The sequence below is a fragment of the Serratia sp. MYb239 genome (assembly GCF_002966855.1).
In the GTDB taxonomy this organism is placed as follows: Bacteria; Pseudomonadota; Gammaproteobacteria; order Enterobacterales; family Enterobacteriaceae; genus Serratia_B; species Serratia_B rhizosphaerae.
In genome coordinates this window covers 2380688-2401638 of record NZ_CP023268.1, presented here as the reverse complement: position 1 = coordinate 2401638, position 20951 = coordinate 2380688, and the positions used below count along the sequence as shown (strand labels likewise).

Genomic DNA, 20951 nt, shown 5'->3' with positions numbered 1-20951 from the left:
GTCATGTCTTGCGTGTCGGCACACCCGAATTAAGGGTGACGCGCCCCGAACCGGGCGCGTCGTGAGCGTCAGGCCTGCGGCGGCTTGTCGGCCGATGCCTGCTCTGCCTGCTCCTGCGCGGCTTTTTCCGCCGCTTCCTGTTCTTCCTTGATGCGCTGCCATTCAAACTGCTGCAGCAGATCGCGCGGACGCGTGCTGTCGACGTAGCTGTGCTCCGACGGGTTAATCAGGAAGCTGTAGTTGCGGGCGAACGGCACCGCAGCGGTGTTCACCGTCACCAGCGCGTCGCCGCACTGCACCTGATAGCAGTCGATATCCGCCCAGGCCCAGGCGTTGCGCAGCATCAGACGGCCAAGGCTGGCCTCCAGATCCGTGGAGTAGTCGCAGACGATCACTTCGCCGATGCACTCGCCGTTCAGCAGCACTTTATCGCCGCGCTGCGGCATCGGTTCACTGCGGCCGGCGATGGTCATGCCGACGGCGCGCTGGGCGACGCCCTGCTCTACGCGCTCGCCGATGGCCTCCTGACCGGTGAACTGGTCTTTGTCATAACGCACCGTCCACTGCATCTGCAGTTCGATCGGGCAGCGGCTGTAGTCATTGAACAGCCCCGGCTCCCAGCAAGGGTTCTCCAGGCGGGCCAGACGCTGATAATCCAGACCGCCGGTGCGCAGATCGAACTTCTCGCCGGCTTCCTGCAGCTGCCGCCATACGTCGGCCAGTTCGTCACGCGGCCCCATCAGCTTGTAGGAGAATTCGCCGTGCTTGCCGCTGCGCAGCAGGATCAGTTCGTCAACGTGCATATGCTCTTGGAACGGCAGGCCGATCACGTCCATACCGTACAGCTCCGCCAGCAGTTCCCAGGCGTACGGCCCTTCAAGGTGCAGCGTGCCCCAGTCCGGCGTCAGCGACTCGATGGTTTCAATCTCGTCAAACTCTTCCTCATTGCCCGCCAGCCGATCGCGCAGCAGCTGGCACAGAGCCTCGCCGGTCATCCATTCGGAAATCAGCAGGAAGCGTTCATCATCGCAGGCGATATACAGATCGCTGACGATCATGCCGTCGCGATCGAGGATCAGGCTGTACATCGCCTGTTCGTCACGGATGGAGGAGACATCGCCGGACACCACCTGGTTCAGCAGCGCCCAGGCGCTGTCGCCGCTGACGCTGGCAATGCCGAAATGCGAGTAGTCGACCAGTAGAATGTTCTTACGCAGCGCCTGGTGCTCGGCGGCGGCGTCGAAGTAGCGCAGTGGGACGGCGACGCCGTTGCGTTCGCCCATGATGGCGCCATTTTGCTGATGAATATCGCTCAGTTTCATGCCTTTTCCGCCTCTTCTGCTGCCTTGGCTGCCGCCATTTCTCCCTGCTTGCCGATCACAAACGACGCCAGGGTGTTCACACTGCGCATATAGGAAGGGTCATCGCCCTCCTTCACCCGGATATTGAAGGTTTCATCGAGCAGTACGATCACCTCGGTGGCGTCTACCGAATCCAGCTTCAGCCCGCTGCCGAACAGCGGCGTATCGTCATCAATCTGCTGTACGTTCTGGTACAGGTTGAGACGCTCGATCAGACCCGCCTTGATTTTTTCCAGTACCTGTTGTCGTTGTTCAATCACGGCGTTTAGCCCGGTGTTACTCATGGTGTTGGTTCCCCGCGGTTAGTTAATCTGTATGCCCTTGGCTTCCGCAATGCTGCGGTCGATGCGGAAATTGACGATACGGCCGGCGCAGGCGATATGACGCCCGACGCGGGCCTCCACTTCGTAATGGTGGAAGCCGTTGGGATCGGCGAACGCCAGCTTGCTGTGCACCTCAATGGTGTCGCCCGGATTCACCACGTGGCGGTACTTGACGTCCTGCGACGCCAGAAAACCGATAATGCGGTGGCGCTCGGCCATCACCCGCTCGACCCCTTCGGCATTCGCCAGCGAACGCGCCACGTCATCGAACTTTTTCAGCGGCGTTGCGGTTTCCCGCTCATGGCGCTGGCAGTAATCGCACAGCAGGCTGAAATACTCGCTGGCCTGGCCGAAAATCTCGGCGATCAGCACGCCCGGCATCACCGGGTTATCCGGGAAATGCCCCGGAATATACGGTTCATTGAAGGTGACGTGCTTGATCACGGTGATCGAGCCTTTCTCGCCGGGGGTAAAATCCACGATGCGGTCGACCATAAAAATAGGTGCTCGCCAGGCGCCCATCCGTAGCAGCACCGAAGGGGTAACCAGACTTTTGTTATAGTTAGGCATGCGACTTTCCTGTCTGTTAACGCATAATCAGGCCGCCATCGACGATCAGGGTCTGACCGACGATGTAGCTGGATGCGTCCGAACTCAAAAAAGCCACCACGTTGGCGATCTCGTCGACATGACCAAGACGCTTGAGTGGAATGGCGGACATCACGTTGCGCACAATCTGGCGCGGGACTTTTTTTACCATGCGTGATTCGATCATCCCTGGCGCCACCGCATTCACGCGCACCCCTTTGGCGGCCATCTCGGCGGCCAGCGTGCGGGTAAAGCCGACGATGCCGGCCTTGGCCGCGCTGTAGTTGGTCTGACCGAAGCTGGACGTAACGCCGGATACCGACGAAATATTGACGATCGCCGCCTGACGCGCGAGGCGCAATAAGCGCATAAACTGCTTGGTCATATTGAAGGTGCCGTACAGGTTGACCTTGATCACCTGGTCGAACTCCTCAAAGCTCAGCGCGCTGAATAAATTATCTTTATAAATCCCAGCATTGTTAATTAGTACATGAATAGAGCCGGCCTCAGCATCGAGCGTATTCACCAGTTCATCGACGGACTGAACGTCCGAAACATTGCACTGATGAATATTTAGCGCCTGCCCCTGCGGATGTTTATTTTTTAATTTTTCCAGCCCGCTGGCATCATTGTGATAAACAGCATAAACCGTCGCGCCTTGGTCAAGATATTTCTTGCATATAGCCAGACCAATATCTCCGCTTGCGCCGGTAATCAGCACATTTTTCCCATTTAAATCAGGATATATCGACATAAATAATCCTTTATATTAACAAGTCAACTGAATGCCGCCGCCGCAATAGCATGCGTCCGGCAATGTGAAATACTCAGCGTAGATTGCGCCAGACCACGTTCTTTCATCAGGCGTGCAAATTCACCCGAGAAAAAATAAAAAGGCCGGCCTAATTTATCATGGCGCACTTCAATGTCGTGAAAGGCGATACCGAGGCGAAAGCCGGTTCCCAACGCTTTCACTGCAGCCTCCTTGGCCGCCCAAAAGCCGGCGACGCGCTCGCAGTTATGCGTAATGTCGCCCAGTTCTCGCCGCTCATCATCGGTTAAAAGGCGGAGCAATAATTTATCTCCGCTGCGTTTTATTGCCATTGCGACGCGATCTATTTCTATAATATCGACACCAAGATTCACTCTGACTTTATCCTTAGTCATGCAATCCAAAAAAAATATTGCACGGCGAACGCGGGCAATATTTAACGGTTGGAATGGAGACATCCATTCCCGGAGGCTGAGTGCGAATTTTATTGATTAAGTACGGCGGAATCCCATCCGCGTTTGATGAAGAATGTTAGCGCATGTTATTTCAAACAATCAACAAAGCGCTAAATAAAAACAGCCGCGCATATCAAATTGGAGTTTTAGCCTAAAAAACAAAGAAAAAACAAAATCAATATATGAAAAAATAAAAATAATCCAATTTAAAAACCACGGTAACATAGTGAATCGATATCTTGCGCTGCAAGAATAATCCTTGCGCGTTAAAATCATCCCAACCAGGCAGGAGTATTTTTTGAAAATAACCAAGAAATCACTTGAAGATTGATTATTGATATAAAAATATATCAAATAATAAAGCTGACTTGTGTTTAATTTTAACGGATAAATGCAGTAAAGCTCGCTCCATGCCTTAATGTCCGGATGGAGCGGCCTGCTTGTTTTAGACGGCGATACCGATTATTTCGCCAGTTGAGTGGAATAGTTGGCCGGCACCCAGCGATAACCGTTGCCCTGACGCTGCACATGTCCCAGCCCCGGGAAGGAGATATGCGCAGCGGCCACCCAGAAGCCCTCTTTCGCCGCCTGCGCCAGGATGCGTTCGCGCGTGGCGATCGCCTGCCGCCGGTCGACGTCAAAGTGAATCGCCACCTGTGGTTCCGGCATCTGCACCGCTTTGGCGTGGATAATATCGCCCCACAGCACCAGCGTCTGCCCCTCGCTTTCTATGCGGTAGGTAACGCTGCCCGGCGTATGCCCGTAGGCCGCCTGCGCCTGAATGCCCAGCGGCAGCCGCGCCGGCGCGCTGAAGGTTTTCAGTTTGCCCGCGGCGATCAGCGGATTGAGCGCATCGGCGGATTCTTTAAAGGTGTGGCGCTGTCCCTCTTCCACCTTGCTTTGGTTGGCATCGTTCAGCCAGAAATCCGGATCGCGTTTATCAACATAGACATCCGCATTGGGGAACGTCGGTTTGCCCTGCTGCGACACACCGCCGGAGTGGTCGCCATGCACGTGCGTCAGCAGTACCGCGTTGATGCTGTCGGCCGGGTAGCCCGCCGCACGCAGGTTTTCCAGCAGATGGCCGCCATTGTTGCCGAACAGCTGGCCAGCGCCGGTATCCACCAGTACCCGCTGTTTGCCGTCGTCAATCACAAAGGTATTGAGCGAGGTTTCCGCCTGCGGCGTCATCGCGTCCTCCGCCATCCGGCGCTGCAGCGTTTCCTTGTCAATCGGCACCAACAGCTGATCGAGCGGGATGGTCACCGTGCCATCAGACACCGCGGTGACGGTCAGTTTGCCCAGCGCCATCCGGTAATATCCCGGCGCCTGCCGCTGCGTATCGGCGGCCTGAACCGCGGCGGTGGTCATCAGCAGGCCGGCGGCCAGCACTAAATGTCGTTTCATAAACTCCCCATATGAGATTTAACGTCGTCTTTAACGCTGGCAGAGATTATTGTATTGTCCAATAACATCATTCAAATTGATTAGGTTGATTGTGAACATCAGAGAAAATGATTTTAATCGTATCGATCTGAATTTACTGACGGTATTGCTGGTGCTGTACCGTGAACGCAGCGTGACGCGCGCGGCGCAGAAACTGTTTCTTGGCCAGCCGGCGGTCAGCGGCGCGCTGGCTCGCCTGCGCGAGATGTTTAACGATCCGCTGTTTATCCGTTCGGCCAAAGGCATGGAGCCGACGCCCCGCGCCGTATCGTTGGTGACGGAACTGACGCCGCTGATGGAAAATATGCAGCAGGTGCTGTTTCAACAGCCGGAGTTTTCCCCTGCCCGCGCCCGGCAAACCTTTCGTCTGGGCGTGACCGACTGGGTGGAAAGCTGGCTGATCCCGCCGCTGTATCAGTTTTTGCGCCACAACGCCCCCGGCGTCCGCCTGCAGGTGACGGCAACCGACCCGTTTCAGGACGCCGCGCTGCTGGTGCGGGACGAGATCGATCTGGCGATTTCCGTCGCCAATGACGCCCCGCACGCGGTGGTGCGCCAGGTGCTGACCACCATGGACTACCAAACTTTCTGGCACCCGCAGCAACAGCAGCCGCCGACGCCGCTGACGCTGGATGCCTATACCCGCGCCGACCACCTGCTGGTTTCCTACCTCGGTGCTGACAGCAGCCTGATCGATCGCCAGTTGGCCGAGCTGGGAAAGCGTCGCCGGGTGGTTTACACCACGCCCCATTTTGCCTCGCTGCCTCTGCTGCTGCAGCGCAGCGCGGCCTTCGCCACCGTGCCTGCAGGGCTGGCGGCGGGCTGGCGGCAGCATTACGGGCTGTGCGTCAGCCCGCCGCCGCTGGATATCGCCCCGTTTGAGGTAGCGATGCTGTGGCACCGCCGTCGCGATCGCGAGCCGGCGCTGCAGTGGCTGCGTCAAGCGGTGATCTCACAGCTGGCAGAGACAGAATGCGCCGTCTGATGGCGTAAACAGACGGCGATTTTGCCCTGTTTTTCTCCCTTTGCTTTCTTTGCGTGCGGATTAGAGTGACCGTTGGTGTTGTAGCAAGTCTTACACAAGGTCTTTCTGAGCGTGACGAAACCTTTTTTACGCAGCGGCAGTCTGGATAAGCTGGTCGCTCTGGGGGAAAATGGCCAACCCATTTACGCCCAGGCGCAGTCAATCCGCGAGGCGCTGCGCCTCAAGAATCAACCGGCAATCGCAGACTGTCTGGCTATCCCGCAATTAAACCTCCGACAAGATCGCATCGATTGGTATGCGCCGTTCAGCGGTGAGATCCGCCCGTGGACGGAGGCCGACGATAATGAACGACGTGCGGCGCTGGCCCAGCTGGACGCCTGCCTTACCGAGGTTGAGGCGCTCAGCCGCCAGGCCGTTGCCGCGCCGCAGGCGGCGCAGCAGCGCTTCGGTACTCTGTTGCGTTATCTGCTGCGCTTCCCTGATGCGCAGCAGGTTTATCTGGTCGACGGCAAACCGGTGCTGACGTTCTGGGGGTTTGACCATGCCGAACAAGGCGGCGGCAGTGACCCGTTTGCCTGCCTGCGGCCGGAGGAAACCTCGCCGGTCGCCGCGCCGGTTATCGCTGCCGAAACGGCGATCGGCGCGCCCTCCGCGCCGCAATATGACGTCCGGCCGCCGCGCGCCGGCCGTCCAGGCTGGCTGCTGCCGGCTATCGTCATGGTCATGACGCTGGCCGCGCTGGGCTGGCAATGGCGGCAGTCTCACGACGCTGCGCCGCCGGTTGCCGGGACCGCGCCGGTTGCCGGGACCGCGCCGGTTCTTCCGATGCCGCCGGCCGCACCGCCTGCGATCACGCCCATGCCGCCGTTGCCACTGGCAAAGGCGACGTTGCAGCCGGCGCCCCCTACGCCGGAGCCTGCCGCGCCGCCGAGCGATAACCACGCCCTGATCATGCCCGCCGCAGCGGTGAAAGCCGGTTCCACCCGTTTTCTTAACGGCGAATGGCGCGCCGTGCCGGATGTCAAAACGCCGCTGACCGGTCGGCTGCCCAGCCTGCGGTACCGGTTGCATAACGGTAAAGGCAGCCTCAGCATCCGCCAGGCGGATAACGTGCGCTGCCGGGTTGACGTCGAAACCGGACTGATGCCGTCCGGCAACCTGGTGATTAACAGCCGCACCAAGGCGCACTGCAGCGACGGCTCCCGCTATCAGATACCGGAAATCGTCTGCCAGCCGCAGGAGGACCGCCCCGCCGCGTGCAGCGGCCGCTACGGCGCCGACACGCTTTACCCCATGACCATCACGCGCGAGAAAAAATGATGCTGGCGACCCTTCCCCATTACCCCGCACAGATCACGCTGGTGCAAAACAGCGGCGTACAGTTTCTGGACTTTGGTCTGCCGCCGGAGAATGCTGCACCAACGCTGCCCGGCGCCTATGTGCGTAAAACCGCCAACGGCCCGCTGCTGCGGCTGCGCTTCGATACGACGTCAGGCAAGCACTTGCTGAACCACGACGACAGCACACCGCCGGAAACGGTCCGACCGGAGCTGCGTCTGCCGTTTGAACGTTCGCTGGCACTGCTGGCAGAACAGTGGCTGCCGTTGCCTTTCTTCCGTTTCAGCCCGGCGGGCGGTTTTCTCAACGGCCCGGCAAACTGGGCGCGGATGCGCTTTACGCCGTTGACGCAGCCCGACGAGGATGGCTGCCTGTGGCGCATTACCCTGACGTTTGATACCCAGTTGCGGGAGGCGGATACCCCGTCGCTGGCGCCGGATGCGAATGACGTCAACGCCGGTCTGGCGTTTGCGCTGGCGCATCACAGCCGCGATCTCGACGAGTTTCTCGATCAGACCTGGGTCGACGGCTGGCTGCGGGACGTGTTCCGTCAGCAGGCCGCCGAGCGCGAGCAGCGCAGCGAAAACGCGCTGCGTGGCGCGCTGAAAGCGTTCGAATATCAGGCGCATTATCTGAACCTGCTGACGCTGCTGGCAGAGCGGCTGCAGCTGCCGGCGATCCGTCTGATCGCCGCCGGCGGACAAACGGCGCCGATTCCGGTCGATTTGATCCTCGACGTCGGCAACTCCCATACCTGCGGCATTTTAGTCGAGCAGCATGCGCAAGAGCGTGACGGTCTGAAGCAGACCTATGCGCTGCAGCTGCGGGATTTCAGCCAGCCGCACCAACTGCATCAGGCGCCGTTCTCCAGCCGGGTGGAGTTTGTTCAGACACAGTTTGGGCCGGAGAACTACTCTTTTCAGAGCGGTCGCGAGCGGGCATTCTGCTGGCCGTCGCTGGTGCGGGTCGGCGATGAGGCCAGCCGGCTGGCGGCGCAGCGTCAGGGCGCCGAGGGCGCCACCGGCCTCTCCAGCCCGCGCCGCTATTTGTGGGACGACGCCCCCTATGACCACGGCTGGCGCTTTAATCAGGCGCAGGAGCCAATGGCCGCCGCCGCACCGCTGTCGTTATTACTGAACGACGAAGGCCAGCCGTTATCTGGCCTCGCACCGTCACAGCAGCTGCCGGTATTCAGCGCCCAGTACAGCCGCAGCGCGCTGATGACGCTGATGCTGAGCGAGCTGCTGGCGCAGACGCTGATGCAGATCAACAGCGTGGCCCAGCGTCTGACCCAGCCGCACGGCAACACGCCGCGACGGCTGCGGCAGATTATCCTTACCCTGCCCGCCGCGATGCCAAAGCCGGAGCGCGAGCTGTTTCGCCGCCGCATGGCCGAAGCCATCGGTCTGGTCTGGACGGCGCTCGGCTGGCAGACGCACGACGCGCCGCCGCAGCCTGAGATCCAGATGGAGTGGGATGAAGCCACCTGCGGCCAGATGGTGTACCTGTATAACGAAACGCAGGTCAATTTTGCCGGCGACAGTAAGGCGTTTTTTGCCGCCATGGCGCGCCCGGATCGCCCTGCCGCACAGCGCGGTACGGCGCTGCGCATCGCCTCGATCGATATCGGCGGCGGCACCAGCGATCTGTCGGTCACCCAGTTCTCGCTGGACGACGGTCTGGGGCATAACGTAAAAATCATCCCGCAGCTGCTGTTCCGCGAAGGTTTTAAACTGGCGGGAGACGATATCCTGCTCGATGTGATCCAACGCTATCTGCTGCCTGCGCTGCGGCAGACGCTGGAGCGGGCCGGCGTGGCGCACCCCGCCGCGCTGATGGACACGCTGTTCGGCAATCAGGGACGGCTCGACGGCCTGTCAACGCGGCGGCAGCAAACGGCGCTGCAGCTATTTATTCCGCTCGGCCAGGCGATTTTACAGGCCTACGAAACGTACGATCCGCTGGACGCCGGCGCCGAACTGGCGGCCACCTTCGGCGAATTGCTGCCGCAGCGGCCGACCGACGGCGTACTGCACTTTATCAACGCAGAGGTGCAGCGCCAGCTTGGCGCCGATGCGCCGGCCTTCGACATTCTGCACACCCCGCTGCTGCTGCCGCTGCGCGATCTGCACGCGGCGTTTCTATCCGGACAGATCCGCATCAAAGCGTGCCTGCAGGCACTCAGCGAAGTGGTGGCCCATTACGCCTGCGATGTGCTGCTGCTGACCGGCCGCCCCTGCCGCCTGCCGGGCGTGCAGGCGCTGCTGCGCCATTTGCAGCCCCTGCCGGCGGGCCGCATGCTGTCGCTGGACGGCTATCACGCCAGTCAGTGGTATCCGTTCGCCCGCCACGGACGTATCGACACGCCGAAATCCACCGCGGCGGTCGGCGCTATGCTGTGCTTACTGGCGCTGGACCTGCGCCTTGGCAGTTTTTATTTCAAGGCCGGCGATTTCCGGCCTTACTCCACCATCCGCTATCTCGGCATGCTGGATGCCCGGCAGAGCCTGAGCGACGATAACGTCTACTATCGCGATATCGATCTGGATCGCCGCGACTTCATGCTGGATAACCGCGCCTTTACCCTGCGCGGCCCGCTGCGCCTGGGTTTCCGTCAGTTGGACAATGCGCGCTGGCCCGCCTCGCCGCTGTACAGCCTGCATATTGTCGATACGCAACTGGCGCGCCGGCTGGCCGGCAGCGCGGTGCTGCAGATACGGCTGCGGGTTGCCGACGGTGAACGCTTCGAACTGGCCGACGCCACGCTGGACGATGGCGAAGCGGTGCCGCTGACGCACCTGCAGCTGAAATTAAATACCCTGGCGGCCGGCGACGGCGCGGCAAGCCATTACTGGATCGACAGCGGGAGCGTGTTTCCATCATGAGTGATATTTCTTTACCGGCGCAACGCCTGCACGACGTTGCGCAACGGGCGCTCGACTGGCTGCAGGACGCTCGCCATGATTCAGCGCGGCTGGCGGCGGAAGCGGAGAGTCTGGCGCTGCGCCTGCGCCGCTGTCGGCGCGACGCACGGCGGCTGACCATTGCCGCTGACGAGAGTTTCAGCCTGGGTATTTACGGCAATGCGCGGCAGGCAAAGGCCGCACTGCTACGCCAGTTGGGCGTTACCCCGCACCCCGTCGGGCAGCCGGCGCTGACGGTGCGCTATCACCAGACGCCTCAGCCGGCCACACCACGCCTGACGCTGCTGGAGGAAAGCGACCTCGTTGGGCTGCTGTTTTTCGCCGCCGGCGCGCAGCCGCCGGATCGCCGGCAGCTGGCGACAGGTTTATCCGCCCTGCGCCGTCAGCCCCACGCGATACCGGCAGAGGGCGTTGACGAAGATCGGCTGCTGACGCTGTGGGAGACGCTGAGCCACTACCATCCGCAGCTCGCCGACGATCCGTTCTGGCCGGCGGCGCTAGCGCTGGCGCCCGGCCTGAATATCGATCAGCGCGCAACGCTGTTTGCTCCGCTGTGGGGAGAGCGGCCAGCGTTCACCGCCCTGTATCGTCAGCTGGCGCACCGGCTGCGGGAGCTCGGCAGCCGCCAGTTCACGCTGACGGAAGATATCGACACGCTGAGCGCGGTGATCGACGGTTCAGCAGCGGCCTGGCTCAACGGCGAAGGCGACCGCCATACCGTGCTGCTGCCGCTGACTGAGGCGCAGACGCCGCAGCGCTGTTCACAGGCGGAACTGGCGCTGCTGACGGCCGAACTGACGCTCACCACGCCGTCAGGCGACGGCATCTTTGGTCATCCCGTCGTTCTGCAGGATATCCCCGGCGTTTCGACAGGATGTGAGCAGGCGCTAACATCCTCTCTGCTGTCTGCCAAACGCCGCTGGCTGTTGCACTACTGCAGCGAGCGCAGCCAACCCACGCTGCTGCTGGTCAGCGGCGCGGCGACCGATCGACAGACAGTATTGCCGGCCGCCAAAGCGCTCAGCCATTGGCAACAAGGCGGACTGCCGGCCCCGGATGAGGCAGGCAAACCGGACCTGATCTGGTTGCTGACCCCGCGCAGCGCTGCGGCGCAGGATTATGAAGCCGCCGTGCAGCGCCATATCGGCGAACCGGGCGTACACTGGGGGACGTTGCTGGCGCAGGATGAACACGATCACCGGCGCCTGCTGGCCTATCTGACGACGGCGGTCGATAACCGCATCCGTCAGCGGCGGCTGACCAAACGGCTGCTGACGCTGCACACCGTTCTGACGGAAGCGGTGCTGGGCGACTGGCTGCCGGCGGCGGATGGTGATGAACGGCCGCAACAGCAGCAGGTCGCCCGGCGTCTGCTGCAGACGCTGCAGGCCCGCACCGGGGTGCACGGCGAGTTGCTGCAACAGCTGCTACCGCCGCAGGAAGCGCTGCTGCATCTCTATCAACAGCCGGCGCCGCTTACCGGCGGTGAGCCGTTGGGTATCGGCATCGAGCTGGATCTGCTGGCGCCGGTTGCGGACGGCAGCGATATTTCCCCGCCGACATCGCGTTTTGCCGACGCTGCATTCCGCCTGTGGCTGGAACATCTGCGCCGTCTGGCGGATAACCGCGCGCTGAAGCAGCAACTGGATATCGACAGCCGCTGTCTTAGCCTGCTGGCCGATACGCTGATTAACGCCGCCTGGCGGCTGGGCATTGACCGTCAGCTGCGCGACGCGCTGATGACCGACAGCGGCAATGCCCAGCGTCAAACCTCACTGGCGCTCGGCGTACTCGGCGATTTTGTCGCCTGGCTGGGCTTCCAGCACTGCTTGCCGCAACGACGGCCAACCAGCCGCATCCAGCAGGGGCAGCCGATCTTTACCTCTCCGCACGCGCCGTCCGGCGATCTGACGCCGCCGCGTCTGACCCGGCTGGCGGCCGCACCGGTCAATAACGCCGCCTTCTATATTTATGACTGGCTGGTGGGATTAAATACGCTGGCGGCAGACAACGTCGGCCATCGCGCAGCGGCCGGCCTGTCGGCACGGCAGCAGCGGCGTTTGGCGCAGATCGTGGCGGCGCTGGATGATGGCAAATTGGCGGGGGAATAATTTACAGACTGTGACGTACGGGCCTTGGCTGTACCGCGTGAATAGCGGCCCGGAGTCACCGTTATCAGGTCAACATCCTTTCATCTTTCTGGAGATAAAATCTATCCCCTTATGGATAAGGTAAAACGCCACCACCGTCGCGGTGATGGATGTCAGACGCGCAGTCACCGTTTCAAAGTGAAAGAAAAAATAGACGCATAGCGCCAACATGAAGAAAAGCATCAGTTGAAACAGCACATCCCGGAAAAAACCAATGCCTCGTTTGAAAATTCCAGCGTTTTTCATTGCGCTTTATGTTCCAGAATCTGAAGTATCTTCATAAACTCCCCTTCGCCGTATCGGCTACGAACACTCAGTGCATTAATGAAAGGTTCCAGATACGGTTTCAGTAAGAAGTAAGGAAGTCCAGGTTACCGGCCTGCCTTAATTTGTAGTACACCTGCACATTCTTGCGTTCTAACTCGAAAGATTTATATATGCAGTGCTCAATAAGCCCGCCGGTCGTCAATATGAAGCCCACTGAACCCGCTACGGTTTTAGATAAAAACGCAGCACTACCTGCTGCGATCACTCGATTGGCGATAGTAGCGGCAATGATACCCGTTGTAAGCACTCTTCCTGCAACCGGTGAAGCCATCCCTCGGTAAACGCGATCTTGCATATCTTTAGGAATATAACTCACAAAAACATCAATAATGATACCGATTGCTCGCATTATTTGGTGATGGTTAAGCATGCCTGAACGTATGGCTGTGATGAGACGGATTCGTTCTGTCTGCATACGCCAACGATTACCGGTATCGAAAACACTCAGCGCCAAATACCCCTAGATCGATGGGCACCGACATAGCGCCACGCGTTAACCCGGTAATGGTTTCCGGTGACACTACCACCTTAGCTATCCGTTCTGCTATATCAGAGTAATCCATTTACTCCTAGTCCCTTATATTTTAAAAGTAAAAAGACCAATCATTGGTCTTTGCATTGGTATGGGGCCGTAGCCCCATACCGGAGACGATCAGTAACGATCGACGCTGACAATCTGCTCGAGAGGCAGTTTGCCGATGCGCGGATAAGGCTGGCTGACGCCTTTGCCGATCGCCACTATCAGGGCGATCTGGTAATGGTCCGGTTTGTTGACGATCTTGCCGACCGCGTCAAAGTCGAAGCCATCCATCGGACAGGAGTCATAGCCCTGCGCTTTGGCGGCCAGCATCAGCGTCTGGGCGAAAATACCGCTGCTGCGCATGATTTCATCGCGCTGCACCTGCGGTTTATCGCGGTAATACTGGTCAATCGCCGGATAGATAAACTGCTGTACCGGTTCTGCCGCCTCGTGCCAGATGTTTTTCACCTGTGATTCCCAGCTGGACAGGTCGCCGCACAGCAGCACCAGCATGGAAGCATCGGTCACCTGCGCCTGATCCCAGGCCGCTTCGCGGATCGCCGCACGCTGGGCGGCATCCTCTATCAGCAGCGGACGCCAGTGTTGCAGGTTAAATGCGCTCGGCGCATTCTGCAGCGCGATATCCAGCAGCGCTTTTTTCTCATCCAGCGTCATGACATGCTGGCTGTCGAACTGTTTGGTAGCCCGTCGTTGTGTAATCGCGTCAAGCGTATTCATCCGTTACCTCATAGAATTAACATTTAGCGTCGCCATTATTCTCAGAATATTTAGCCGGATGTCCAGCCTGCGCACGCAGACGCGCACGTTTTGTCATATTCCCTGCCGCAGGTAGGCGGCCATTTCGTCCTCCGGTACCATGCCGCCGCCGGTGGCCCACACCACGTGGCTGGCATTTGCCATCTGCCGTTCGCTCAGGCCTTGCTGCATCAGCCACTGCGGGTTAGCAACCACTCTCCACGGCCCCGGCATGCCGGCCAGCGCCGAAGGCTCCAGCCGGATTTGCTCATGGCGATCCAACAACGTCAGCAGCTGATACATCTCTTCATCGCTCAGGGTATAAAAGCCGTCCAGCAGGCGCTCCATCGCCCGGCCGACAAAGCCGGATGGCCGTCCCACCGCCAGGCCGTCCGCCGCCGTCAGGTTATCGATGCCGATATCCTGCACCGCAATCGCGTCGTGCAGGCCGGTATGCACGCCCAATAACATGCAGGGGGAATGGGTCGGCTCGGCAAACAGGCAGTGGACGTGGTCGCCAAAGGCCAGCTTCAGGCCGAACGCAACGCCGCCGGGGCCACCGCCCACGCCGCACGGCAGATAGACAAACAGCGGGTGCTGTTCATCCACGACAATTCCCTGCCGTTCACACTGCTGTTTCAGCCGGCCACCGGCCACCGCGTAGCCGAGAAACAGCGTTTTTGAGTTTTCATCGTCAATAAAGAAACAGTGCGGATCCGCCGCCGCCTGCTGACGCCCCTGCGCCACCGCTACGCCATAATCTTCCGCATATTCGATGACGTTCACCCCGTTTTCCCGCAGTTTCTGCTTTTTCCAGTCGCGGGCGTCGGCGGACATATGCACGCTGACGTTAAAACCCAGTTTGGCGCTGATAATACCGATCGACAGTCCCAGATTGCCGGTCGACCCCACGGCGATGCGGTACCGGCTGAAGAACGCGCGAAAATCGTCGGAGAACAGGCACGTATAATCATCCTCCGGCTGCAGCAGCCCGGCGTCCGTCGCCAGTTTCTCCGCATGGGTCAGCACTTCATAAATGCCGCCGCGCGCTTTGATCGAGCCGGAGATGGGTAAATGACTGTCTTTTTTCAGCCATAGCCGTCCCGTCAGCGCACGCTCATAGCGGCCGTTCAGCGCCTGGCGCATCGCGTCGATCGCCACCAGTTCCGATTCGATGATGCCGCCCGCCGCGCGGGTTTCCGGAAAGGCGGCGCTCAGATAAGATGCAAAACGCGTCAGTCGCTGCTCCGCCTGCGCCACCTCCTCCCGCCCCAGACCGACGAACGGCAGCCCCTGTTCCAGCGTGGTGGCGCGCGGATTAAACCAGGTGAGCGGCTCAAGGGCCTGCAGTCTGGCGACCAGCGGATAATCGTTTATCAGGGCATTCAGTTGTTGTTGATGCATAACGGCGGCTCCTTGCGGGGGAATAACAGCAGCATGACGCAATATCTGTGATAACGGTATCTTTTTCCTGCATTTTCCCTCCCCGTTGCGGAGAGGGAAAACGTCGCTTACGCTTTATTGGCCGCCGCCTCCAGCGCGGCGATATCAATTTTACCCATTTTCAGCATCGCTTCGGCTACGCGCTGCGCCCTGGCGCGATCGTCACCCCGGATCAGCTCGCCCAGCCGTTTCGGCACCACCTGCCAGCTGATGCCCCAGCGGTCCTGCAGCCAGCCGCAGGGTTCGGTCTTGCCGCCTTCGCTGAGCGCCGTCCACAGCCGATCAATTTCCGCCTGATCGTCACATTCGGCGGCAATCGCAAAGCGGTGGGTAAAGGGATCGATCGGCTGCGCCTCAAAGGCCAGATAACGCTGATCGCCAAGGATAAAACCGGCCATTTTGACGCTGCCCGCCGGGCCGGACGGCGACTCTGCGGGCAGCGTTGTATGCCATTCCAGCCTCGAGCCGGGAAACAGCGCGATATAACAGGTCAGCGCTTCTTCCATCTCTTGCGCAAACCACAGTTGCTGCCTGATGATGGCCATAGCGCCCCCCTTTACTCGTCGAGCAGCGTGGAGAAACCGCCAAAAATCATCCGCGCGCCGTCAAAAGGCATCTCATTACCAAACTCCTGCATCCGCGGATCGCTGCGCATCCTGCCGTTTGCCTCGTCGCGCACCTGTTTGGACGGGTACTCAATCCAGCTGAACACCACCACCTCATCAGCCGTGGCCTTTACCGCGCCGCGAAAATCGGTGAGTTTGCCGTCGGGCACGTCGTCCCCCCAGCACTCCACCACGCGCGTGGCGCCAAACTCCTTAAACAGCGGCGCGGCTTTCGCCGCGAGCGCACGATACGCCTCCTGATTGGCGGCGGGCACCGCCACCACAAAACCGTCTACATATGTCATGCTCAGGCTCCTCTGTCTTATCAGACAGTCAGGTTGTCGATGGCGCCGACGAAAAGCCGGCGCCCCCTACCATTTTAGTCGCTGAACAAGATAGTCACGCAGGTTAATCAGTTTTATCCGTCGCCGGCCGTGCGCTACCGCCGCCCATCACCTTATACAGCGTGATCAGATTTTGGTAATGGGTCTGCTGCACGGAGATCAGCGACTGACGCGCGCTGTACAGCGTACGCTGCGCCGTCAACAGGTTCAGATAGCTGTCAACGCCGTGGCGGTAACGCAGCTCCGCCAGATGCGCATACTGCTGTGCCGCCGCGACGTTGCCGCGCTGCGCGCTCAGTTGCTGATGGAGCGTCGCGCGGCGCGCCAGCGCGTCCGACACCTCCTGAAAGGCGGTCTGCACCGTTTTTTCATAGCTGGCGACATCGGCCCGCTGCTGGGCGTTGGCGTAGTCCAGCGCCGCCGAGTTGTAGCCGCCGCTGAAAATCGGCAGGCTGATGCTCGGCGCGAACGACCAGATGCCGGCCCCCCGGCTGAACAGCGATGACAGCGACGCGCTGCCGACGCCGCCGCTGGCGGTCAGCGAAATGGTGGGGAAAAACGCCGCCCGCGCCGCGCCGATATCCGCATTGGCCGCCTTCAGCGTATGTTCCGCCGCCAGCACGTCCGGCCGGTTCAGCAATACCTGCGAAGAGACGCCCGCCGACAGTTCCTTCATGCTGTCGGCCAGCGCGTCGATGCCGTCCGGCAACAGGTTGGCCGCCACCGGCTGGCCGACCGCCAGCACCAGCGCATTGTTATCCTGCTCCACCAGGGTGGCGTATTCGGCCACGTCGGCGCGCGCCGCCTGATAAACCGTTTCCGCCGAGGCGACGTCTACCAGAGAGACAATACCGTGCCGCTGGTTGTTGCGCGTTACCGTCAACGAGCGCTGCGCGCTGGCCGCGGTATCCTGCGCCGCCGCCAGATTACTGCGGTCGGCCGCCAGCGCGATCCAGGCCTCCACCACGGTGGCAATCACCGTTAAGCGCGTGCTGCGCGCCGCTTCGGCGCTGCTCAGGTAATTCTCATACTGGGCGCGCGTCTGGCTGCGGTTCTTGCCGAACAGATCCAGTTCAAAGGCGCTGGTGCTGGCCTCCGCCTGATAGCTCTGACTGATGGTGGTGGCATTGCCGCTGCCGGTCAGCGCCCGCGAGCGGCTGCCGTCAAGGCCGGCGTCGAGGGTCGGCAGCAGCGAGGCGCGGCTTTCGGCATACAGCGCGCGGGCGGCGGCGATATTGGCGATCGCTTCGCGCAGATCGCGGTTGGCATCCAGGCTCAGCGCCACCACCTGCCGCAGCCGGGCGTCGGTGATATAGTCACGCCACGCCAGCTGTGGATAGCCGTCCGTGTGGTCAGCCGCGGTGCTGTCGCCGAGCGTGACCGGCAGCGCCGGCCGCTGATAGTCAGGATCAAGGGAAAGGCAGCCGGCCAGTAGCCAAGGCAGGGAAAACACGGCCAGGCGTTGCCACCGTTTATTCTGCATCATGTGAAGCGCCCTTATCGGTCAGTCCCTGCGGTTTGCCGGAAAACACGCGGCGCACCAGAACGAAGAACAGAGGAACAAAGAAAATGGCCAGTACGGTCGCGGTCAGCGTACCGCCGAGGATACCGGTGCCGATGGCGATCCGGCTGTTGGCGCCGGCGCCGCTGGACAACGCCAGCGGCAGGATGCCGGCGCCAAAGGCCAGTGAGGTCATCAGGATCGGCCGCAGCCGCAGCGCCGCGGCCTCCACCGCCGCCGCCGTCAGCGTGGCCCCGCGCCGGTAAGCGTCTTCGGCGAACTCGACGATCAGAATGGCGTTCTTCGCCGACAGACCGATCACCGTCAACAACGCTACCTGGAAGTAAACATCGTTCTCCAGACCGCGCAGGCCGATCGCCAGCAGCGAGCCAATAACGCCCAGCGGCAGCACCATCATCACCGAAAACGGTACCGACCAGCTTTCATACAGCGCAGCCAGACACAGGAACACCACCAGAATCGAAATGGCATACAGCGCCGAGGCCTGCCCGCTGGTCAGTTGCTCCTGATAGGACAGGCCGCTCCAGGCATAGGTGGTGCCGGCAGGCAGTTGCTGCGCCAGTTTGGCCATTTCCGCCATCGCCGTGCCGGAACTGACGCCGGATGCGCCCTGACCCTGAATCTCATACGCCGCCAGGCCGTTGTAACGCGACAGGTTCTCCGGCCCGTTGATCCAGCGGCTGCGGGCAAAGGCTGAAAACGGCGTCATGCTGTCGTCGCTGCCGCGCACAAACCATTTATCAATATCCTCCGGCTTGCTGCGGAATGGCGCATCGCCCTGCAGATAGACCTTTTTCACCCGGCCGCCGTCGATAAAATCATTGACGTAACTGCCGCCCAGCGCGCTGCTGAGCGTGCTGTTGATATCGCTGGTGCTCAGCCCCAGCGCGCCGGCTTTGGCATCGTCGACGTCCACCTGCAGCTGCGGCATATCCGGCAGCGTGTTGGCGCGCACCGCCGACAGCGCCGTATTCTCACCGGCCTGCTGCAACAGTTGGTTACGCATCGCCAGCAGTTGCGCCCGCGTAGTGCCGGCGCGCGCCTGCAGCTCAAAGGTAAAGCCGTTCGACTGGCCCAAACCAGGCACCGACGGCGGCGTCAGCGAGAAGATCTGCGCGTCGCGCTCGCGGGAGAAATAAGCCATCGCCCGTTTGGCAATCGCATCGGCGCTGTTCTCGCTGCCCGGCCGCTCGCTCCAGTTCTTCAGCGAGACGAAGCCCATGCCGGCATTCTGCCCGCTGCCGCTCAGGCTGAAGCCGGATACGGTGAACACTACGTTGACGTTGTCTTTCTCTTTGGTCAGGAAGTAGTCCTTGATTTTATTGCTGATGACCGCCGTTCGCGCGTCCGTCGCGCCGGCCGGCAGGGTGAACTGCACCATCACATACCCCTGATCTTCCGTCGGTAAAAAACCGGTCGGCAGGCGGAAAAACACCAGCGCGCAGCCCGCCAGCACCAGCGTATACAACAGCAAATAGCGCGCCGGACCGTGAATCACCCGGCCGATACGCCGCTGATAACGCGTCTGCAGCCGCTGGTAACCGCGGTTGAAGCGGCCAAACAGCCCGCGGGTGCCGTGTTGTTCATCTAATGGCTTCAGCAACGTGGCGCACAGCGCCGGGGTCAGCGTCAGCGCCACCACCACCGACAGCACCATGGAAGAGACGATGGTGATCGAGAACTGGCGGTAGATCACTCCGGTGGAACCGCCGAAGAACGCCATCGGCAGGAATACCGCCGACAGCACCAGCGCAATACCGACCAACGCGCCGGTAATCTCCCCCATCGACTTTTCCGTCGCCTGGAGCGGCGGCAGCCGCTGTTCGCGCATCACGCGCTCCACGTTTTCCACCACCACGATGGCGTCGTCCACCAACAGGCCGATAGACAGCACCATGCCGAACAGCGTCAGCGTATTGATCGAGTAGCCGCATGCCGCCAGCACGCCGAAGGTGCCAAGCAGCACCACCGGCACGGCGATCGCCGGGATCAGCGTGGTGCGCAGGTTCTGCAGGAATACAAACATCACCGCCACGACCAGCACCATCGCTTCCAGCAGGGTTTTCACCACCTCTTCGATCGAGATATGAATAAAGTCGGTGCTGTCCAGCGGATAGGCCACCTTATAGCCCTGCGGCATGCCGCGCTGGAAGTCGGCGATGGCGGCTTTCACCGCCTGAGCCGTTGACAGCGCATTGGCACCCGGCGCCAGCATCACCGCAATCCCCGCCCCCGGGTGGCCGTTGACCTGTGAATGAGCGCTGTAATCTTCCGCCCCCATCTCCACCCGCGCCACATCGCCCAGGCGCACCAGCGCGCCGCTGCCGGCACTTTTGACGATAATCTGGCGGAACTGCTCCGCAGTCTGCAGCCGCGAACGCGACATTACCGTGGCGGTCAGTTGCTGATCGCCGCCCGACGGCAGCGCGCCGAGTTTGCCCGACGACACCTGGGTATTCTGCGCTTCGATAGCGCTGGTCACGTCTGACGGCATCAGCGAGTAGGACGCCAGTTTGGTCGGATTGAGCCAGATGCGCATGGCATGCTGCGCGCCGAACACCCGCACGTCGCCCACGCCCTGCACCCGCGCCAGCGTGTCCTGCATATTGCTGACCAGATAGTCGGAGATATCGTTGGCGCTGCGGCGGTCGGTGTCATCGTACAGTGACATTATCAGCAGAAAGTCGCTCTGCTTTTTGGTCACCGTAATGCCCTGCGCCGTCACTTCGCTCGGCAGGCGGCTCTCCGCCTGCTGCACCTTGTTTTGCACCTGCACCTGGGCGATATCCGGGTCGGTGCCCTGATCGAAGGTGACATTGATGGAGACCGAGCCGTCGGAACTGCTGGAAGAAGAAAAATAGAGCAGACCGTCGAGGCCGGTCAGCTGCTGCTCAATCACCTGCGTCACGCTGTTTTCCAGCGTTTCCGCCGAGGCGCCCGGATAGGTGGCGGAAATGGCCACCGACGGCGGCGCTACGTCCGGGTATTGTGAAATCGGCAGCGAGCGGATCGACATCAGGCCGCACAGCATAATGATAATGGCGATCACCCAGGCAAAGACCGGGCGGCGGATAAAGAATTTCGCAAACATA

General features: G+C 60.9%; 18 protein-coding genes. 4 read left to right on the top strand and 14 right to left on the bottom strand.

The features are described 5' to 3' along the window. Window positions 1-68: 68 nt before the first annotated feature. The 6 genes from CLM71_RS11560 to CLM71_RS11535 all read right to left on the bottom strand — a co-directional run bounded on the left by CLM71_RS11560 (window position 69) and on the right by CLM71_RS11535 (window position 4906). Complete coding sequence (locus CLM71_RS11560) at window positions 69-1322, bottom strand: aminomethyltransferase family protein (protein ID WP_105231127.1); 1254 nt, start codon at window positions 1320-1322, stop codon at window positions 69-71. Beyond that, window positions 1319-1645: an acyl carrier protein gene (locus CLM71_RS11555; RefSeq protein WP_105231126.1), complete on the bottom strand. Its 327-nt coding sequence runs from the start codon at window positions 1643-1645 to the stop codon at window positions 1319-1321. The genes CLM71_RS11560 and CLM71_RS11555 overlap by 4 nt, the downstream gene beginning before the upstream one ends. Window positions 1646-1663: 18 nt before the next feature. Next, the gene (locus tag CLM71_RS11550; protein ID WP_105231125.1) at window positions 1664-2254 is read right to left on the bottom strand and encodes a 3-hydroxyacyl-ACP dehydratase FabZ family protein; all 591 of its coding nucleotides are present in this window, start codon (window positions 2252-2254) and stop codon (window positions 1664-1666) included. 16 nt (window positions 2255-2270) lie between these two features. Further along, window positions 2271-3026: an SDR family NAD(P)-dependent oxidoreductase gene (locus tag CLM71_RS11545; RefSeq protein WP_105231124.1), complete on the bottom strand. Its 756-nt coding sequence runs from the start codon at window positions 3024-3026 to the stop codon at window positions 2271-2273. A 23-nt stretch (window positions 3027-3049) separates the two neighbouring features. Next, window positions 3050-3502 (bottom strand): holo-ACP synthase, encoded by a 453-nt coding sequence (acpS, locus tag CLM71_RS11540; protein ID WP_232251545.1) that lies wholly within the window; start codon window positions 3500-3502, stop codon window positions 3050-3052. 459 nt (window positions 3503-3961) lie between these two features. Beyond that, window positions 3962-4906 carry an MBL fold metallo-hydrolase gene (locus CLM71_RS11535; RefSeq protein WP_105231123.1) on the bottom strand — a complete coding sequence of 315 codons (945 nt, stop codon included), beginning with the start codon at window positions 4904-4906 and terminating at the stop codon, window positions 3962-3964. A gap of 85 nt (window positions 4907-4991) precedes the next feature. On the opposite strand from CLM71_RS11535, the gene CLM71_RS11530 reads away from it, so the two are divergent. From CLM71_RS11530 to CLM71_RS11515, 4 genes are all read left to right on the top strand, one after another. Further along, complete coding sequence (locus CLM71_RS11530; protein WP_370446993.1) at window positions 4992-5930, top strand: LysR substrate-binding domain-containing protein; 939 nt, start codon at window positions 4992-4994, stop codon at window positions 5928-5930. Window positions 5931-6041: 111 nt separating this feature from the next. Then, entirely contained in the window at window positions 6042-7250 is a 1209-nt protein-coding gene (locus CLM71_RS11525) for an SrfA family protein (RefSeq protein WP_105231121.1), read from the top strand. Beyond that, window positions 7250-10153, top strand: a complete 2904-nt coding sequence (locus tag CLM71_RS11520) for a virulence factor SrfB (protein WP_105233340.1) — start codon at window positions 7250-7252, stop codon at window positions 10151-10153. Before CLM71_RS11525 ends, CLM71_RS11520 begins: the two co-directional genes overlap by 1 nt. Continuing rightward, window positions 10150-12303 carry a virulence factor SrfC family protein gene (locus tag CLM71_RS11515; protein WP_105231120.1) on the top strand — a complete coding sequence of 718 codons (2154 nt, stop codon included), beginning with the start codon at window positions 10150-10152 and terminating at the stop codon, window positions 12301-12303. Before CLM71_RS11520 ends, CLM71_RS11515 begins: the two co-directional genes overlap by 4 nt. A 69-nt stretch (window positions 12304-12372) precedes the next feature. On the opposite strand, the gene CLM71_RS11510 is transcribed toward CLM71_RS11515, so the two are convergent. The 8 genes from CLM71_RS11510 to CLM71_RS11475 all read right to left on the bottom strand — a co-directional run bounded on the left by CLM71_RS11510 (window position 12373) and on the right by CLM71_RS11475 (window position 20950). Then, window positions 12373-12588, bottom strand: a complete 216-nt coding sequence (locus tag CLM71_RS11510; RefSeq protein ID WP_105231119.1) for a hypothetical protein — start codon at window positions 12586-12588, stop codon at window positions 12373-12375. Between the two features lie 100 nt (window positions 12589-12688). Further along, the gene (locus CLM71_RS11505) at window positions 12689-13084 is read right to left on the bottom strand and encodes a hypothetical protein (RefSeq protein WP_158684809.1); all 396 of its coding nucleotides are present in this window, start codon (window positions 13082-13084) and stop codon (window positions 12689-12691) included. Between the two features lie 237 nt (window positions 13085-13321). Then, entirely contained in the window at window positions 13322-13927 is a 606-nt protein-coding gene (locus CLM71_RS11500) for a nitroreductase family protein (protein WP_105231117.1), read from the bottom strand. Window positions 13928-14020: 93 nt separating this feature from the next. Further along, a complete protein-coding gene (locus tag CLM71_RS11495; protein WP_105231116.1) occupies window positions 14021-15349 on the bottom strand; it encodes a D-serine ammonia-lyase in 1329 nt (442 codons plus the stop codon). A 107-nt stretch (window positions 15350-15456) separates the two neighbouring features. Next, window positions 15457-15933 carry a VOC family protein gene (locus tag CLM71_RS11490; RefSeq protein ID WP_105231115.1) on the bottom strand — a complete coding sequence of 159 codons (477 nt, stop codon included), beginning with the start codon at window positions 15931-15933 and terminating at the stop codon, window positions 15457-15459. 11 nt (window positions 15934-15944) lie between these two features. Beyond that, entirely contained in the window at window positions 15945-16298 is a 354-nt protein-coding gene (locus CLM71_RS11485) for a DUF1428 domain-containing protein (protein WP_105231114.1), read from the bottom strand. A 103-nt stretch (window positions 16299-16401) separates the two neighbouring features. Continuing rightward, complete coding sequence (locus CLM71_RS11480) at window positions 16402-17823, bottom strand: efflux transporter outer membrane subunit (RefSeq protein ID WP_105231113.1); 1422 nt, start codon at window positions 17821-17823, stop codon at window positions 16402-16404. Then, window positions 17810-20950: an efflux RND transporter permease subunit gene (locus CLM71_RS11475; RefSeq protein ID WP_105231112.1), complete on the bottom strand. Its 3141-nt coding sequence runs from the start codon at window positions 20948-20950 to the stop codon at window positions 17810-17812. Before CLM71_RS11475 ends, CLM71_RS11480 begins: the two co-directional genes overlap by 14 nt. Between the last annotated feature and the right edge of the window lies 1 nt (window position 20951).

Coding starts and splice junctions, on each gene's coding strand:
- CLM71_RS11560 (WP_105231127.1), bottom strand. CDS start 1,322: ATGAAACTGAGCGATATTCATCAGCAAAATGGCGCCATCATGGGCGAA.
- CLM71_RS11555 (WP_105231126.1), bottom strand. CDS start 1,645: ATGAGTAACACCGGGCTAAACGCCGTGATTGAACAACGACAACAGGTA.
- CLM71_RS11550 (WP_105231125.1), bottom strand. CDS start 2,254: ATGCCTAACTATAACAAAAGTCTGGTTACCCCTTCGGTGCTGCTACGG.
- CLM71_RS11545 (WP_105231124.1), bottom strand. CDS start 3,026: ATGTCGATATATCCTGATTTAAATGGGAAAAATGTGCTGATTACCGGC.
- acpS (WP_232251545.1), bottom strand. CDS start 3,502: ATGTCTCCATTCCAACCGTTAAATATTGCCCGCGTTCGCCGTGCAATA.
- CLM71_RS11535 (WP_105231123.1), bottom strand. CDS start 4,906: ATGAAACGACATTTAGTGCTGGCCGCCGGCCTGCTGATGACCACCGCC.
- CLM71_RS11520 (WP_105233340.1), top strand. CDS start 7,250: ATGCTGGCGACCCTTCCCCATTACCCCGCACAGATCACGCTGGTGCAA.
- CLM71_RS11515 (WP_105231120.1), top strand. CDS start 10,150: ATGAGTGATATTTCTTTACCGGCGCAACGCCTGCACGACGTTGCGCAA.
- CLM71_RS11510 (WP_105231119.1), bottom strand. CDS start 12,588: ATGAAAAACGCTGGAATTTTCAAACGAGGCATTGGTTTTTTCCGGGAT.
- CLM71_RS11505 (WP_158684809.1), bottom strand. CDS start 13,084: ATGCAGACAGAACGAATCCGTCTCATCACAGCCATACGTTCAGGCATG.
- CLM71_RS11500 (WP_105231117.1), bottom strand. CDS start 13,927: ATGAATACGCTTGACGCGATTACACAACGACGGGCTACCAAACAGTTC.
- CLM71_RS11495 (WP_105231116.1), bottom strand. CDS start 15,349: ATGCATCAACAACAACTGAATGCCCTGATAAACGATTATCCGCTGGTC.
- CLM71_RS11490 (WP_105231115.1), bottom strand. CDS start 15,933: ATGGCCATCATCAGGCAGCAACTGTGGTTTGCGCAAGAGATGGAAGAA.
- CLM71_RS11485 (WP_105231114.1), bottom strand. CDS start 16,298: ATGACATATGTAGACGGTTTTGTGGTGGCGGTGCCCGCCGCCAATCAG.
- CLM71_RS11480 (WP_105231113.1), bottom strand. CDS start 17,823: ATGATGCAGAATAAACGGTGGCAACGCCTGGCCGTGTTTTCCCTGCCT.
- CLM71_RS11475 (WP_105231112.1), bottom strand. CDS start 20,950: ATGTTTGCGAAATTCTTTATCCGCCGCCCGGTCTTTGCCTGGGTGATC.